Genomic DNA, 15,825 nt, shown 5'->3' with positions numbered 1-15,825 from the left:
CCGGACGTGCACCGGGGAGGTGGTGCCTGATGTGCGGTCTGAGCGGAGAGATGCGCTTCGACGGCGGGCGGCCAGACGTCGTGGCCGTGCAGCGCATGAGCGACCGGCTCGCCGCCCGCGGTCCCGACGGCCACGGGATCTGGTCGCGGGGCGCCGTGGCGCTGGGGCACCGGCGGCTGAAGATCATCGACCTGTCGGATCTCGGGGCCCAGCCGATGACCGACGCCCAGCAGGAGGTCACCGGCGTCTTCAACGGCTGCATCTACAACTACGAGGAGCTGCGCACGCAGCTCATGCAGCTCGGCCACCGGTTCCGGTCGACCTCCGACACCGAGGTCGTCCTGAAGGCGTACCAGCAGTGGGGCACCGCCTGCGTCGACCGCTTCCACGGCATGTTCGCCTTCGCCCTGGTCGAGCACCGCACCGGCCGCCTGATCCTCGGACGTGACCGGCTCGGCATCAAGCCCCTGTACCTGGCGCAGAGCGCCGGACGGCTGCGTTTCGCCTCGTCGCTCCCGGCGCTCCTCGCGGGCGGCGACATCGACACCTCGCTGGACCCGGCCGCCGTCCACCAGTACCTCAGCTGGCACGCCACCGTGGCCGCGCCCCGCACCATACTGAACGGCGTCCGCAAGCTGCCCCCGGCCACCGTGCGGGTCGTCGAGCCGGACGGCACCCACCGGGACCACCGCTACTGGCAGCCGTCGTACACGCGCCGCCCCGAGCACGCGGGCATGAGCGCGAGCGAATGGCGGGACGCGGTCCTCGAAGCCCTGCGCACCGCCGTACGCCGGCGGATGGTCGCGGACGTACCCGTCGGCGTCCTGCTCTCGGGCGGCCTGGACTCCAGCCTGATCGTGGCGCTCCTGGCCGACGAGGGCCAGCGCGACCTCGCCACGTTCAGCGTGGGCTTCGAGTCGGAGGGCGGCGCCGAGGGGGACGAGTTCGCCTACTCCGACCTCATCGCCCGGGAGTTCGCCACCGACCACCACCAGCTGGTGGTTCCCTCGGAGCGCGTGTCGACGGCCCTGGACGGGGCCGTCGCCGCGATGAGCGAGCCGATGATGAGCCACGACGTGGTCGCCTTCCACCTGCTGTCCGAGCAGGTGGCCAAGGAGGTGAAGGTCGTCCAGAGCGGGCAGGGCGCGGACGAGGTCTTCGCCGGCTACCACTGGTACCCGGAACTGGCCTCCGTGGCCCGCGAACAGGAACCGGACAGGTACGCCGAGACGTACTTCGACCGCACGCACGCCGACCTCGCCGCGATGCTCCAGCCGCACATGCTGCCGCGGGAGGACGTCTCCGGCCGGTTCGTCCACGAGCACATGGCCGCGCCGGGCGCCGAGACCGCGCTCGACGCCGCGCTGCGCCTCGACACCCATGTCATGCTCGTGGACGACCCGGTCAAGCGGGTCGACAACATGACCATGGACTGGGGCCTGGAGGCCCGCGTGCCGTTCCTGGACCACGAGCTGGTGGAGCTGGCCGCCGCCTGCCCGCCCGAGCTGAAACTGGCCGACGGCGGCAAGGGCGTCCTGAAGGAGGCCGGCCGCAAGCTGCTGCCCCACGAGGTGGTCGACCGTCCCAAGGGCTACTTCCCGGTCCCGGCGATCACCCACATGGCCGGGCCCGTCCTGGACCGGGTGCGCGAGGCGCTCAACGCCCCCGAGGCCAAGCGGCGCGGCCTCTTCAAGGACGACTATCTCGCCGAACTCCTGGCGGCCCCCGACCGACACCGCACCAAGCGCGGAGCGAACGCGCTGTGGCAAGTGGCTTTGCTGGAGATATGGCTTCAGACGCACGGAATCTGACCGAGCGGCGCGCCGCGGAGGACACGGCCGGCACGGCCGCCGCCGCAGCCGGGCAGCCCACCGTCGCCCACCGGGCACGGGACGCGAGCCCGGCTCCGCCGGCCCGCGACGGCCGTACCCGCGAAGGCCGTCCCGCCGACGGCCTGCCCCCCGCCTTCGCCGCCCCCGCCCGCGTCCCGCTGCCGGACGCCTCCGGGCCCCGCGAAGCCACGACCCGGCTCGTCGCGCACGGCTGCTGGTACCCCTCGGCCGACCCCGCCGGAACACAGGCGGCCTTCATCTGCGACCGCGGCGGCGTGCCCCAGTTGTGGGCGGGGTCCGTCGACGGGGACGACGTGCGGCTGCTGGACTCCGATCCGGACCCCGTCCGCGAGGTGTCCTGGTCGCCCGACGGCCGCTGGATCGCCTACACCACGGCCCCCGGCGGCGGTGAACACTCACGGGTGCTGTGCGTACGTCCGGACGGCACCGGCCGCCACATCCTGGCCGGAGCCGAGCCGGGCAGCTCCGCCCACCTGGGCTGCTGGGCGCACGACGGATCTGCCGTCGCCGTCACCGTCGCCGTCCCCACCGGCCCGCCCGCCCCCCAGGACACCGGGGCGGAGCCCGCCGCGACCGAATCCGCACCGCCCGCCGGCTGGCCGGGACGGGACGGCGACGCCGTACTCCTCGGCGCGCCACCCCACACCGGGGCGGTACGCGGACTGCTCCTGCCCGGCCTGACCGGCACCGCCATGGCCTCCGGGTCCCCGTACGACCGGCACGCCGTCCCCACGGCGGGCTTCGGTGACGGGCTGTCGGCCTATCTGATCGACCCCGACGGCGTGGCCGCGCCCGTCCTGCTCGCCAGCGAGAAGGACGCGGCGACACTCCGCGTGTGCGACCTCAGCCGCGACGGCGCCCTGGCGCTGCTGCGCCGGGGACCACGCGGAAGGCGCGAGGCGGTCGTGCTGCGCACCACCGACGGCGCGACGACCTGCGTGGTGCCGGTGGCCGACGGCGACCCGTGGATCGGCAGGTTCTCGCCGCGCGCGGACACCCTCTGGCTGCGCAGCAACGCCCACCGGGAGTTCGCGGTCCTGCTGGCCGCCGACCTCGACCCGCAAGCACAGCCCCGCGGCTGGTCCGTCGCCGCCGCGCGCGAGGACACCGACCTGGAACTGCTCCAGGTCGCCCATGACGGCGGCACCGCGGTGCTGGCGTGGAACGTCCGGGGCGCCAGCGAGGTGGAGATCCTCGACCTGTACCCCTCCAGCACGGCCGCGGCCGCCACCGGCCCGCCCCGGCCCGTTCCCCTGCCCCACGAAGTGGTCACCCGCATCGTGGGCGCCGGCACGCGGCGGCTGGTGCTGGCCCTGTCCGGGTCCCAGCGCCGGCCCGGAGTGTGGTGGCTCCCGGAGGGCGTGTCCCTGCTCCGCACCCCGTGGTCGTCCCGGGACGAGGACGCCGTTCCCCCGGGCCGTCCGCCCGTACGACCGGTCCAGCTGCGGCTGACCGCGCGGGACGGGCTGCCGCTGAACGGCTGGTACTACCGTGCGCCCGGGCGCGGCTCGGCGGAACCGGCACCCTGCGTGATCCACCTGCACGGCGGCCCGGAGGAACAGGAACGCCCCGTCCTCAACCCGCTCTACCACGAGATCCTCGGGCGGGGACTGGACATCTTCGCCCCCGACGTACGCGGCTCCTCCGGGTACGGCCGGTCGTTCGTCGACGCGGACCTGGGCAGGGGCCGGTTCGCCGCGCTGGACGACGTGGCCGACTGCGCGGCCCACGCGGTGCTGGCCGGCCCGGCCGATCCGTCCCGGCTGGCCGTCATGGGCCGCTCGTACGGCGGCTACCTCACGTTCGCCTCGCTGGTCTGGCATCCGGACCTCTTCCGCACCGGGGTGGCGGTGTGCGGCATGTCGGACTTCGCGACGTTCTTCGAGGGCACGGAACCCTGGATCGCCCAGTCGGCGGCCCACAAGTACGGTCATCCCGACCGCGACCGCGAACTGCTGCACTCCCTGTCACCGATGAGCCGTATCGACGCGCTGCGCGCGCCGGTGCTCGCCGTGCACGGGGAGCACGACACCAATGTGCCGCCGGGGGAGTCGGAGCAGTTCGTACAGGCCGCACGCGAACGCGGCCTCACCGCCGAGCTGCTCACGCTGCGCGACGAGGGGCACGACTTCCTGCGCGCGGACAACCGGCGGTTCTTCCGCCGCTCCGCCGCCGACTGGCTCGAACGCCATCTGACCGGCTGACCGGGCCGACCGTCCGGCCGGGTGCGCGGGCGTCGTGACCGGCCGCGCGCCGCCGTCCCCGGGGACGGCGGCGCGCCGGTGCCTGCGGAGCGGGCCCGCCGCCCCGGTGGGTTCAGCTCAGTTCGGCTCCCTTGGCCGCCGCCTCCTCCTCGGAGTGCGCGTCGCCGGTGGCGAGGGTGCCGCGAGAACTCTCCAGGTGCGCCCGCACGAACCACTGGAACTGCTCCAGGTCGCGCAGCTGACCGATCAGGAGGTCCTCGGTGGCGGGGTCGATCTCGCCCGCCTCCTTGACCGCGGCCCGGACACCCTCGATCACCCCGGTGTAGACGACGTCGAGCGCGCCGAGGTGCGCGATGGCGTCGGCCCGGCCGATGGAGTAGTCGTCCCAGGTGCGCTCCTTGACCAGCGCGCCCGGCGTGCCCTGGGCGATCCCGCCCAGCGCGGCGATGCGCTCCGCGACGTCGTCGGCCATCTCGCGCACCTGGTCGACCTGGGGGTCGATCATCTCGTGCACGGCGATGAAGTGCGGTCCGACCACGTTCCAGTGCACGTGCTTCAGCGTCAGGTGAAGGTCGTTGAGGGCGTGCAGGCGCAGCCGCAGCAGACCGATCAGCCGGCCGGCCGCCTCCCGCTCGATGCCCGGAACGGTGTACTTGGGGGTCAGGTCGTTGGGCTGCGTGGTCATAGCTCACCTCTGTGTCGATGGGGGTGAAGTCCCTGCCTGGGCACGGGTGCCCCCGTCCGACGCTGTCAGACCCGTGGGCCCGCCGCACCTCGTGCGGAACGGGAGGGGATGCGCGGCGGTGGCCGACGCGAGGTGCCGGGCCCGGGGCCGTGGGTGATCCTGTAGGGGTGTGGGGTGCCCTGGTCGGTCGTCTGCCGACGGCCTACGCCGTCTCCGCCCGCCATGCGCTGACCGTGACGCCGGCCGCCGCGGCCGGCTTCTACCTCTTCCGCTACGGCCTGGACCGTCCCGTGGCGGCGACCTACGCGCTGTTCGCCGCGGTGGCACTGGGGGGACTGTCCAGGATTCCCGGCACCGGGCGCGGGCGCTCCGTGACGGTCCTGCGCCTGCTCCCGGTGTGCTGGGTGCTCGTCACCATCGGCACCTGTCTGTCGGTGCGGACGTGGAGCGCGGTGGCCGGCATGCTCGTGATCGGCTTCACGCTGGCCTTCGCCGCCGTGGGCGGCCCGCGTCCGGCCGGGGCGGCGCCGGGACTCCAGCTCCTCTACATCCTGCCGTCGTTCCCGCCGTACGACCTCGCTTCGCTCGGCGACCGGCTGGCCGGAACGACCACCGGCCTGCTCGTGCTGGCCGCCGCCGAGGCCCTTCTGTGCGCCGAGCCCGGCCCGACGACGTACCGGGAACTGTCGGCCCGGGGCGCCCTGGCCGCCGGGCGCTGCGCGACGCTGCTCGCCACGCCCCCCTACGCCCTGACCGGCACGGACATCGAGGCCGCCCAGCGGACCGGGCAGACGCTGCGGGCCGTCACCGTACCGGAGGCCGAGCGTCCGGCGGGGCCGGGGGTGCGGGACCGCGCACTCACCCACACCGGTCTGGCCACCCGTGCCCTGCTCGGCAGACTGGCCCAGCTGCCGACCGCGCCCGGCGGGGATCCGGGCCCCGACGTGGTCGCCGTGCTGCGTGCCGTGGCCCGGCTGGCCACGGCGACCGCGGCCTGCCTGCGGTCGGGTCCGCCGCCCACGGCACAGCTGAGGCAGTTGGCCGCGGCGCGCGCACACCTGTCCGCCCTGTCCGCGGGCCCTCCTCCCGGCACGGCCCACGTGTGTCACCCGCCCGACGGGCCGGCGCCCGCGCCGGCCTTCCCGCCCGCCGTACTCCGCCGCCACGCCGCCCTGCTGGAGATCGCCGACGCGGCGCTGGCGATGGGCACGGCGGCCGACCTCGCGGTGCGCGGCCGGCACGCCGTGGTGGAGGTGCCGCTCGGGCGTTTCTGGTACGCCTCCCTGCGGGCCCCGGTCCTGTGGTGGCACCGGTTGCGCGGCCATGCCGGACGCCGGTCGGTGTTCTTCCAGAACGCGGTGCGTATCGCCCTGGCGCTGACGGCGGTCCGGCTCGTGGCCGGGGTGGACACGCTGCCCCACGGCTTCTGGGCCATGCTGGCGACGCTCACCATCACCCGTACCACCGTGAACCAGACCTGGAGCACCGTCCGCCTGGCGCTGGTGGGCACCCTGGCCGGGGCCCTGCTGACCGCCGGGACACTGCTGGTGGTGGGCTCCGACACCGCCGTCTACGCCGCCGTGCTGCCGGTGTGGATGCTGTTCGGATTCACGGTCGGGCCGGTCAAGGGGGTCGGCTGGGCGCAGGGCCTGTTCACCGTCCTCGTGGCCCTGGTCTTCGCCCAGCTGGCGCCGCCGACGTGGCGGCTGGCGGAGGTCCGGCTGCTGGACGTGCTGGTCGGCAGCGCCATCGGTGCCGTCTTCGGCGTGCTGGCCTGGCCCCGGGGCGCCCACGACGAACTGCGGTACGCGGCCGCCGAACTGCTGCGCAGGGCGGCGGAGATCGTCGTGGCGACCAGCGCCTCGGTTGCCGGTCCCGACGGCACGGGTGCGGCCGTGCGGACGGGCGTGCCCGGTCACCGGTCACTGCAACGCGCCGTCATCCTCGCGGAGTCGGCCTACGCGCAGTTCCTGAGCGAGCCGACGCCGTTCCAGCTCAGCAGGCGCAGGGCGGAGCTGCCCCATCTGGACTGGCAGGCCACGCTGATGGCCGGGCATCACACCCTGTGGGGCTCGGACCGGCTGCTGGAGCCACCGCTCACCGCGCTGAACCCGGCGGCGGCCACGTCGGCCGGCGCGCTGGGGGAGCGGGTGGCGGGGCGGATGCTGCTGATGTCCGCGGCGCTGGACCCGGGGGACGACACCCCGGCATCCGTACCGGTGATCTCTCCCGACGCGGCGGCGCTGGCGCCCTTCCGGGCCGAGCCGCCCGACGCCCCCCGGCGGTACTACGCGACGGCGTCCTGGCTGGCCTCCCTCATGACCGACCTGGCACGGATCGCGCACACCGGCCCGGCGCCCGCGGCCGGCGAGAAGGCCGCCGGCCGGCAGTGAGCCGGTGGGCCGCGCACGCCTCCTGAGCACGCGCCAGGTCGGTGCGCGGACGGGGCGGTGACCGGCGTGTCGGTGTACGAGGAGAGCGGCGGCACGCCCGGCCCGGTCTCGGCCGGAAGGGGCTGGAACGCCGGTCACCGGGTAGGCGGAACGGCACAGGACGTGAAGACAGCGGGGTACCCCGGTATCCCGGCGGAAGGAGAGTCGTGTCCGGAGTCGTCGAACGGATCAAGCAGTTCGCGCGCAGCCCCCAGGGCCGGCGCACGATCGAGCAGGCACGCCGCGCCGCGGCCGACCCGCGCCGCCGCGCCCAGGCCCAGCGGCTCTTGGAGAGGCTGCGCGCCCGCCGGTGACGAGCGGGGCACGGCCCACGCACCGCGGGCCGCACCACTGTCACACGCCGGCCCACCCTCAGGAGTGCGATACCCCGTCGGCTCGCCGGACCCCGCCGGCAAGGTGGGTCCCGGGGCAGGGTCACCAGCCCGGCCCGCGCCCGCGCCGGGGAGGACGCGCGGCTCACCACCCGGTGCTCAGCAGGTGGTTCAGGAGCAGAGCGAGGACCGCCTGGGCGGTGAGCCAGGCGCGAGGGTGGCTGAGGAACGCGCCGGAGGGCAGCAGCCACAGCGCGAAGGGCAGCCAGATGCGCTCCGTCTCCGCCTTGCTCATGCCCGACAGGTCCGCGCACAGCAGGGCGAGCAGGGCGGCGGACACGAGGAGCGCGAGCCGGGCCTCGGCCCCGGGCCGGCCGGGGAGGGTCAGGAGATCGCGGCGGCGCCGGACGAGCAGCGCACCGGTCCGGCGCAGGCCCGCCGCCGTCGCCACACCGGTGATCAGCACCGTGCAGGCCAGGTTGGCCCACACCCAGTAGCCGTACGGCCGGATCCCGCCGACGCCTTGGTAGTAGCGGGTGACGAGCAGCCGGTATGCCTCCCACCAGCCGAACCCCAGGAGCGTGAACAGCACGGGTACGACCGCCGCCCCTACGGCCGCCGACACGGCGATCGACGGGCGTTCGCGGACCCGGTGCCGCCCCGACACCAGCACCGCCGCCGCGATCAGCACGTACAGCGTCAGACCGTACGAGAGGTAACACGTCAGGCCGAACAGCAGCCCGGACAGGGCCGCCCACCCCACGGACCGTCCGGTCACCGCGAGCGCCAGCAGGGCCACGGACCACGCGGCGACCGCCATGAAGTAGCCGTCGGCCGAGGCACCCACCCAGACGGCGGCCGGAGCCAGCACCAGGAAGGGCGCCGCCCGCCGGGCGAGCCGCTCGTCGGCCAGCGCGCGGATCGCCACCAGCGCGGCCACGCAGGCCGTCGCGCCCACGGTGACGCACCAGGCGCCCGCCCAGCCGCCACCCCGCAGACCGGCCCGGTCCAGAAGGACGAAGGTGAGCGTGGCGGCCGGGGGATGTCCGGCGACGTGGGCCGGCCAGGCGTCGGACGGGCCCGCGACGATGTGCCGGGTGAAGTCCCGCAGGGCGGCCGGGATGTCGTCGAAGCGGCCGATGACCGTCAGGTACTCGTTGGGCGTGGTGAGCCGCCCGGCCACGCCCCGCTGCCACCCGTCGACCAGGGCCAGCGACCACGTCCACGCCAGGGCCGCGGCCCAGGACGCGGCCAGCAGCCCGCGCCACGGCAGCCGCAGTGCCACGGCCGGTCCGTACAGCACCGCGGCGGACGCCACCAGCGCGGCGGCCGGCGTCCCCGGCCCCGTGTGCGGATCCCAGTCGGCGAACAGCGGCGGCCAGTGGACGAAGAGGGAGTGGCGGGCGTCCTGGACGCGGCGGCCGACCAGCGCGGCCGTCAGCACGAGCAGGACGGCGGCCAGGGCGGCGTACAGGTCCGCGTACAGGTCGGCGGCGCGGCCACGGGGGCGGAAGCGGATCACAACGGAAAACGCTAGGCCGTGCGGCCGGTTCCGTACCGCCGTCCGGTCCCGACGTCAGCGTTTCGTCATCAGCGGCACGCCCCGCATCGCGGACCCGCGGACCTACCGTCGAGGCATGCGGCACCCTCTCTCACCCAGCTCACCCGCCTTCTGGCGCAGCCCGCTGCGCGGCACCCGGCTCACCGCGGTGCTCGGCGTCGTCCTCCTCGCCGGCATCACCGTGCTGTTCGTGACGGGCCTGGCGTCGTACGCCGCCTACAACCCCGACCTGTCACCGGTGAACGACCAGACCCCGGGCAAGGGCGTCCTCGGCTTCTACCTCTTCTCCTGGCCGACCGACCCGCACTGGCTGTACCGGCTCGACCAGGGCGTCCACGTCACCCTCGGCATCACCCTGATCCCGGTCCTGCTCGCCAAGCTGTGGTCGGTGGTGCCCCGGCTGTTCGCGCTGCCTCCGGCCCGCTCGCTCACCCACGCGCTGGAGCGGATCTCCCTGCTGCTCCTGGTCGGCGGCGCGCTGTTCGAGTTCGGGACCGGTGTGCTCAACGTCCAGCTCGACTACGTCTTCCCGGGCTCCTTCTACCCGCTGCACTTCTACGGCGCGTGGGTGTTCTTCGCCGCGTTCGTCGCCCACGCCGTGCTCAAGACGCCGGCGGCCGTCCGCGCCCTGCGCCGGCGGGGGGAGCAGGACGGCGAACTGGCCTCCCCGGTGCCGGACCCGCCCACCGTCTCCCGGCGCGGCGCGCTCCGGTTCGTCGGCGGCGCCTCACTGCTGCTGTTCGCCACGACGGTGGGCCAGAACTTCGACGGCCTGCGGCGCACCGCCCTGCTCGCACCGCACGGCGGTGCCGACCCCGGCACCGGCCCGAACGGCTTCCAGATCAACAAGACGGCGGCCTACGCCGGCATCCGGACGGCGGACACGCGCGAGGACGCGTGGCGGCTCGTCGTCACGGGCCGGGCCGGGACCGTCCGGCTCGGCCGGGCCGACCTGTTGCGGCTCCCCCTGCACAGCGCCGCCCTGCCCATCGCCTGCGTCGAGGGCTGGTCCACCTCGGACCAGTGGTGGCGCGGGGTGCGGCTGCGCGACCTGGCGGTACTGGCCGGGTACGACGACGATCCGCCGGACCTGTTCGTCGAGTCCCTCCAGCGGCACGGGGCCTTCCGTGAGGCGGCCCTGCGCGCCAACCAGGTGGCCGACCCCCGCTCGCTGCTCGCGCTGTACGTCAACGGCGAGGAGCTGTCCCCGGACCACGGCCACCCGGCGCGTGTGATCGTCCCCGCCGCACCCGGGGTGCTGAACACCAAGTGGGTGGCCCGGATGACGTTCGGAGACCTGCGATGAGGCGCCGGCCGCCGCTGGGCAGCCCCTTCCACCTGCTCGTGCTGGCCTGCTCGTTCGCGCTCGCCGCCTACGCGGGGGTGCGCCTGCTCGCGGACGACTGGTCGGGCGTGGCGCTGTGGTGGGTGGGCGCCGCCCTCCTGCACGACCTGGTCCTGCTGCCCCTGTACGCGGTCGCGGACCGGGCCGTCGTGCGGGGGCTCGGCGCGGCCGGCCGCCGGGAGTGGACGATGTACGTACGCGTACCGGCAGCCCTGTCCGCGCTGCTCCTCCTCGTCTGGTTCCCGCTCGTCAGCGGGATGGCGGACCGGCGTTACCGGCTCGCCACCGGGCTGTCGCCGGACGGCTTCCTCGCCCGCTGGCTGCTGATCACCGCCGTGCTCTTCGGCGGTTCCGCCCTGCTGCTGGCGCTGCGGATGCGCAGGGCGACGAAGGACCGGCCGTCGGCCGTCCACCGGCCGGCCCGCTCCCAGCCCCGCGCGTGACGCAGCAGCGCCGGCGTCCCGACCCGCGCCCACGGGAAGGGGGCGCCGGCCGCGCGGGTGCCCGCGGCGTCCACGACGCGTACGTGGGCGCGTTCGTCGACGTCCACCGGGGCGGTCTCGGCGATCAGCAGGCCACCGGGGCGGAGCAGCACGGCGACCCGGTCCAGGAGCGTGCCCGGGTCGCCGCCGATGCCCACGTTGCCGTCCATGAGCAGGACGGTGCCCCAGCGGCCCTCGCCGGGCAGCGGCTCGAACACCGAGCGCCGCAGGGCCTGGCCGCCGAGCCGTACGGCGTGCCCGACGGCGGCCTCACTGACGTCGATACCGAGGGCCGCCCGGCCCCGCGCGGCGAGTTCGGCCACCAGCCGCCCCGGCCCGCACCCCACGTCCAGCACGGTGCCCTCGCACCGGTCCAGGACGTCCAGGTCGGCCGCGTCGGCCCGGGCGCACCAGCGTTCCACCTCCAGCGGCAGCAGCCAGCCGTCCTCCCGGCACAGGAACAGCGGCCCGCGTCCGGCGCGCAGGGCCGCCGTGTAGGAGTCGGCGGCGGCCCACGCGGGCACGGCGGTGCTCATCGGCCCGCCCCCGTCGCGTACCGGGCCAGGTGCGCGGCGAACCGGCCGTGCGGGACCAGTGCGGCGACGGCACGGGCATCGGCCGCCGTGTCGACGTCCCGCAGCAGGGGCAGCTCACGCACCCGCAGCCCGGCGTCCACGAGCCGCGCGCGCTGCACCTCGCCCGTCACCGGGGTCGACATGGGTACGCCGCGCAGCAGCCCCGGGTCGGGCTCCGCCAGACCCAGAGCCCAGAAGCCGCCGTCGGCCGACGGCCCGAAGTACGCGTCGCAGCCGGCGAAGTCCACGGTCAGCAGCCCGGGTGTCACCTGCGGGGTGTCCATGCCGATGAGGAGCGCCGGACCCGGACAGCCGGCGAAGGCGTCCGCCAGCCGCTCGTCGAGACCGCCCGCGCACTGCGGGACGACCTCGAAGCCGGGCGGCAGCCAGGGCCCCGGAGCGCCGTCCAGGACGAGGACCCGGCGGGCGGCCGGGGTGGCCGCCACCACGTCTAGGGTGTCCGCGAGGCACGCCTCGGCCAGCGCGGCCGCCTCCCGGGGCGTGAACGGCGGGGTGAGGCGGGTCTTGACCCGTCCCGGCCGCGGTTCCTTGGCGATCACGAGAAGCGTGGTCACCGCCCGGCCCTCCGCCCGCCCGGCGCCCCGGCCGGCCGCTCGGCCAGGACCCGGCTCATGTCCCGTACCGCCTGCCAGGTCCCGCGCCACGTCCCGGTCACCTTGGACGTGCCCGTACGGGGCCGGTACGGCACGTCGTGTTCGGTGACGCGCCAGCCCGCGTCGGCGGCCCGTACGACCATCTGGAGCGGGTACCCGCTGCGGCGGTCGGTCAGACGCAGGGAGAGCAGCGCCTCACGGCGGGCGGCGCGCAGGGGGCCCAGGTCGTGCAGGCGCAGACCGGTACGCCGGCGCAGCATCCGCGTCACCGCGAGATTCCCGGCGCGGGCGTGCGCGGGCCAGGCGCCCCGGCCCTGCGGACGGCGCCGCCCCAGCACCAGGTCGGCGACGCCGTCCTGTACGTCGCGTACGAAGGGCACCAGCGCGGACGGGTCCAGCGAGGCGTCACAGTCACAGAAGCAGACGATGCCGGCGGTCGCGGCGCTCAGGCCGGTGTGGCAGGCGGCACCGAAACCCCGGCGCGGCTCCCGCACGACGGTGGCGCCGAGTGCCCGGGCGACCTCGGCGGAGCCGTCGGTCGACCCGTTGTCCACGACGAGGGCACGCCAGCCGGGCGGGATGCGGGCGAGCACCCAGGGCAGGGCCTCGGCCTCGTTCAGACAGGGCAGGACGACGTCGACATCGTGCGGTGGCGGTGAGATGGTCACGGCCTTCACCCTACGGACGCGAACTACGCATTCCGGACCTCCGCTTCTTACGAAACGAGGACGCCGGCAGGCCGTGCGGCGGTCCGGGGCGACGCCGGGCGGAAGGCGGTGCCACGCTGGGGGCATGCAACAGCAGTACGAGCCCGTCGAGGCCCGAACAGCCGCCCGGCCCGCCCGGATCCTGGTCGTGGACGACGATCCGACCGTCGCCGAGGTCGTCGCCGGCTACCTCGACCGCGCCGGCCACCTCGTCGACCGCGCCGACGACGGTCCCACGGCCCTCACCCGCGCCGAGGCGCACCGGCCCGACCTGGTGGTGCTCGACCTGATGCTGCCCGGCATGGACGGCCTGGAGGTGTGCCGCCGGCTGCGTGCCCGCGGCCCGGTACCCGTCGTCATGCTCACCGCCCGCGGCGACGAGGAGGACCGGATCCTCGGCCTGGAGGTCGGCGCCGACGACTACGTCACCAAGCCCTTCAGCCCCCGCGAACTCGTCCTGCGCGTGGAGTCGGTGCTGCGCCGCACCCGCCCGCAGGCCGCCTCGCCGGCCCGCCCGCTCGGCGCGGCCGGACTGACCGTCGACCCCGCCGCCCGGCGGGCCGCCAAACACGGCACCGAACTCGCTCTCACGTTGCGCGAGTTCGACCTGCTCTCCTTCTTCCTGCGCCATCCCGGACGGGCGTTCAGCCGTGAGGACCTGATGCGCGAGGTGTGGGGCTGGGACTTCGGTGACCTGTCCACCGTCACCGTGCACGTCCGCCGGCTGCGCGGCAAGGTCGAGGACGACCCGGCCCGGCCGCGCCTGATCCAGACCGTGTGGGGCGTGGGCTACCGCTTCGGGACCGACGCCGGGGAGACGAGCTGACATGCGCGACACCCTCCTCATCGCCCTGTACGCATTCGCCGGCGCCGCCGCGACCGGCCTCGCCGGAGCGGGCGTGCTGCGGCTCATCCGGCGCCGCTCGCTCACCGCCTCGCTCGCCGTGGTGGCGGCGGTCGGCGTGCTGGCGATGCTGGCGGGCACCCTCGCCGTCGCCTGGGCGATGTTCCTCTCCCCGCACGATCTGACCGTCGTCACCACGGTGGTCGCCATGGCGGCCGTGGTCTCCCTGGCCACCGCCCTGCTGCTGGGCCGCTGGGTGGTGGCCCGCAGTCACGAACTGGCTGCCGCCGCCCGCTCGTTCGGTGACGCCGGCGCCTTCCGCGCCCCCACCGGACCCGCCACCGCCGAACTGGACGCGCTGAGCCGGGAACTGGCGGCCACCAGCGCCCGCCTGGCCGAGTCCCGGCAACGCGAGAGGGCGTTGGAGACCTCCCGGCGGGAACTCGTCGCCTGGATCTCCCACGACCTGCGCACCCCGCTCGCCGGGCTGCGCGCCATGGCCGAGGCCCTGGAGGACGGGGTCGCCGCCGACCCGGGCCGCTACCTGAAGCAGATCCGCACCGAGGTCGAGCGCCTCGACGCCATGGTCGGCGACCTCTTCGAACTCTCCCGCATCCACGCCGGCACGCTCTCGCTGTCCCTCTCCCGCATGTCCCTGTACGACCTGGTCGGCGACGCCCTGGCGGGCGCGGACCCCCTGGCCCGTGAGCACGGGGTGCGGCTGGTCGGCGCCCATGTCGAGCCGGTGCCGGTGGAGATCGACGGCCGGGAGATGAGCAGGGTCCTGGGCAACCTGCTGGTCAACGCGATCCGCCGGACCCCCGCCGACGGCACGGTGGCCGTTGCCGCCGAACGCGGGCCCGACGGCGTGGTCGTGTCGGTGTCGGACGGCTGCGGCGGCATCCCCGAGGAGGACCTGCCCCGCGTCTTCGACACCGGCTGGCGCGGTACCGACGCCCGCACACCCCCGGCCGGCGCGGGCCTGGGCCTGGCCATCGTCCGGGGGATCGTCGAGGCGCACCGGGGGCGGACCGCCGTACGCAACATCCCCGGCGGCTGCCGCTTCGAGGTGACGCTTCCGCTGCCGTCGTAGCGACGTTCACCGCCCGCCCGGAGCGGCCCGCGCGAACTCCCGCATGCCTTCCGCGAATCCCACCGTGGGCCTCCACCCCAGTTCGTCCCGCAGCCGGGCGGAGTCCGCGGTGATGTGCCGGACGTCGCCGAGACGGTACTCACCGGTCACCACGGGCCGGGGTCCGCCGTGTGCCGCGGCGAGCGCCCGCGCCATCTCCCCGACCGAGTGCGGCTCACCGCTGCCGGTGTTGTAGGCCCGCAGCACTCCCGCGGCGGTGTCCGCCTCCAGCGCGACCGCGTTGGCCGCCGCCACGTCCCGGACGTGCACGAAGTCCCGCCGCTGCCGCCCGTCCTCGAAGACCCGCGGGGCCTCGCCCCGGGCGAGCGCCGAACGGAAGAAGGACGCGACCCCCGCGTACGGGGTGTCACGGGGCATCCGCGGCCCGTACACGTTGTGGTAGCGCAGCGACACCGCCGACCCGCCCGTCACCCGGGCCCAGGCGGCGGCCAGATGCTCCTGCGCCAGCTTGGTCGTGGCGTACACGTTGCGCGGGTCGGCCGGAGCGCCCTCGTCCACCAGCCCGGGGGAGAGGTCCTCCCCGCACACCGGGCAGAGCGGCTCGAACCGGCCCGCGTCCAGGTCGGCGACGGCTCGCGGCCCCGGCCGCACCACCCCGTGCGCACGGCACTCGTACCGGCCCTCCCCGTACACCACCATCGATCCGGCCAGCACCAGCCGCCGTACGCCTGCCTCGGCCATCGCGGCCAGCAGGACGGCGGTGCCCAGGTCGTTGCGCGAGACGTACTCCGCCGCGTCGGCGAACCCGGTACCGAGACCGACCATGGCCGCCTGATGGCACACCGCACCGACGCCGGCCAGCGCGCGGGCCACCGCCGCCGGGTCGCGTACGTCGGCGGCGGGATCGTCCCGGACGTCGTACACCACCGGCTCGTGCCCGCGCTCCCGCAGCGCTTCGACGACATGGGACCCGATGAACCCGGCACCGCCGGTGACCAGTACACGCATACGGCCACGCTAGGTCCGGGACCACGCAGGGACGGGCGACCGGCCCGGCACGTCACCGCTCCGTAAGACCTCGCCGGCCCGCCGGACCCC

The 15,825-nt window shown here is 75.2% G+C and carries 13 protein-coding genes; 7 read left to right on the top strand and 6 right to left on the bottom strand.

Annotated features, from left to right (window positions below):
- The first annotated feature begins 29 nt into the window (after nt 1-29).
- Nucleotides 30-1,811, top strand: coding sequence for an N-acetylglutaminylglutamine amidotransferase (locus ACF1BE_RS30525; RefSeq protein WP_392202239.1), 1,782 nt, complete (start codon nt 30-32; stop codon nt 1,809-1,811).
- Nucleotides 1,787-4,057, top strand: coding sequence for a S9 family peptidase (locus tag ACF1BE_RS30520; protein WP_392202238.1), 2,271 nt, complete (start codon nt 1,787-1,789; stop codon nt 4,055-4,057). Before ACF1BE_RS30525 ends, ACF1BE_RS30520 begins: the two co-directional genes overlap by 25 nt.
- Before the next feature lie 112 nt (nt 4,058-4,169).
- Here ACF1BE_RS30520 and ACF1BE_RS30515 read toward each other — a convergent pair whose 3' ends face one another.
- Nucleotides 4,170-4,742, bottom strand: coding sequence for a Dps family protein (locus ACF1BE_RS30515; protein ID WP_392202237.1), 573 nt, complete (start codon nt 4,740-4,742; stop codon nt 4,170-4,172).
- Nucleotides 4,743-4,891: 149 nt separating this feature from the next.
- Here ACF1BE_RS30515 and ACF1BE_RS30510 point away from each other — a divergent pair, with 149 nt between their 5' ends.
- Together ACF1BE_RS30510 and ACF1BE_RS30505 are read left to right on the top strand one after the other, a co-directional pair.
- Nucleotides 4,892-7,135 carry an FUSC family protein gene (locus ACF1BE_RS30510; protein WP_392202236.1) on the top strand — a complete coding sequence of 748 codons (2,244 nt, stop codon included), beginning with the start codon at nt 4,892-4,894 and terminating at the stop codon, nt 7,133-7,135.
- Between the two features lie 206 nt (nt 7,136-7,341).
- Entirely contained in the window at nt 7,342-7,488 is a 147-nt protein-coding gene (locus ACF1BE_RS30505; protein WP_392202235.1) for a hypothetical protein, read from the top strand.
- A 163-nt stretch (nt 7,489-7,651) separates the two neighbouring features.
- Here ACF1BE_RS30505 and ACF1BE_RS30500 read toward each other — a convergent pair whose 3' ends face one another.
- Nucleotides 7,652-9,028, bottom strand: coding sequence for a hypothetical protein (locus ACF1BE_RS30500; RefSeq protein ID WP_392202234.1), 1,377 nt, complete (start codon nt 9,026-9,028; stop codon nt 7,652-7,654).
- A 115-nt stretch (nt 9,029-9,143) separates the two neighbouring features.
- Between ACF1BE_RS30500 and ACF1BE_RS30495 the strand changes: the two genes are divergently transcribed.
- A complete protein-coding gene (locus ACF1BE_RS30495) occupies nt 9,144-10,373 on the top strand; it encodes a molybdopterin-dependent oxidoreductase (RefSeq protein WP_392202233.1) in 1,230 nt (409 codons plus the stop codon).
- A gap of 310 nt (nt 10,374-10,683) precedes the next feature.
- Here ACF1BE_RS30495 and ACF1BE_RS30490 read toward each other — a convergent pair whose 3' ends face one another.
- Genes ACF1BE_RS30490 through ACF1BE_RS30480 form a run of 3 tightly spaced genes read right to left on the bottom strand, consistent with a single transcriptional unit; the run spans nt 10,684 to nt 12,760 of the window.
- On the bottom strand, nt 10,684-11,430 hold the full coding sequence (locus tag ACF1BE_RS30490; RefSeq protein ID WP_392202232.1) for a class I SAM-dependent methyltransferase: 747 nt from the start codon (nt 11,428-11,430) through the stop codon (nt 10,684-10,686).
- Complete coding sequence (locus ACF1BE_RS30485) at nt 11,427-12,044, bottom strand: DUF2064 domain-containing protein (protein ID WP_392202231.1); 618 nt, start codon at nt 12,042-12,044, stop codon at nt 11,427-11,429. The genes ACF1BE_RS30490 and ACF1BE_RS30485 overlap by 4 nt, the downstream gene beginning before the upstream one ends.
- The gene (locus ACF1BE_RS30480; protein WP_392202230.1) at nt 12,041-12,760 is read right to left on the bottom strand and encodes a glycosyltransferase family 2 protein; all 720 of its coding nucleotides are present in this window, start codon (nt 12,758-12,760) and stop codon (nt 12,041-12,043) included. The genes ACF1BE_RS30485 and ACF1BE_RS30480 overlap by 4 nt, the downstream gene beginning before the upstream one ends.
- A 115-nt stretch (nt 12,761-12,875) precedes the next feature.
- Between ACF1BE_RS30480 and ACF1BE_RS30475 the strand changes: the two genes are divergently transcribed.
- Both ACF1BE_RS30475 and ACF1BE_RS30470 read left to right on the top strand, forming a co-directional pair.
- The gene (locus tag ACF1BE_RS30475) at nt 12,876-13,616 is read left to right on the top strand and encodes a response regulator transcription factor (RefSeq protein WP_392202229.1); all 741 of its coding nucleotides are present in this window, start codon (nt 12,876-12,878) and stop codon (nt 13,614-13,616) included.
- Nucleotide 13,617: 1 nt separating this feature from the next.
- Nucleotides 13,618-14,727 carry a sensor histidine kinase gene (locus tag ACF1BE_RS30470; RefSeq protein ID WP_392202228.1) on the top strand — a complete coding sequence of 370 codons (1,110 nt, stop codon included), beginning with the start codon at nt 13,618-13,620 and terminating at the stop codon, nt 14,725-14,727.
- A gap of 6 nt (nt 14,728-14,733) precedes the next feature.
- Here the strand turns inward: ACF1BE_RS30470 and ACF1BE_RS30465 are convergent, their stop codons facing one another.
- The gene (locus ACF1BE_RS30465; protein WP_392202227.1) at nt 14,734-15,735 is read right to left on the bottom strand and encodes an NAD-dependent epimerase/dehydratase family protein; all 1,002 of its coding nucleotides are present in this window, start codon (nt 15,733-15,735) and stop codon (nt 14,734-14,736) included.
- Nucleotides 15,736-15,825 lie beyond the last annotated feature (90 nt).

The sequence above is a fragment of the Streptomyces sp. NPDC014991 genome (genome assembly GCF_043080665.1).
In the GTDB taxonomy this organism is placed as follows: Bacteria; Actinomycetota; Actinomycetes; order Streptomycetales; family Streptomycetaceae; genus Streptomyces.
Note: the sequence above shows the minus strand (reverse complement) of the source record. Positions and strands in the feature narration are given on the sequence as shown.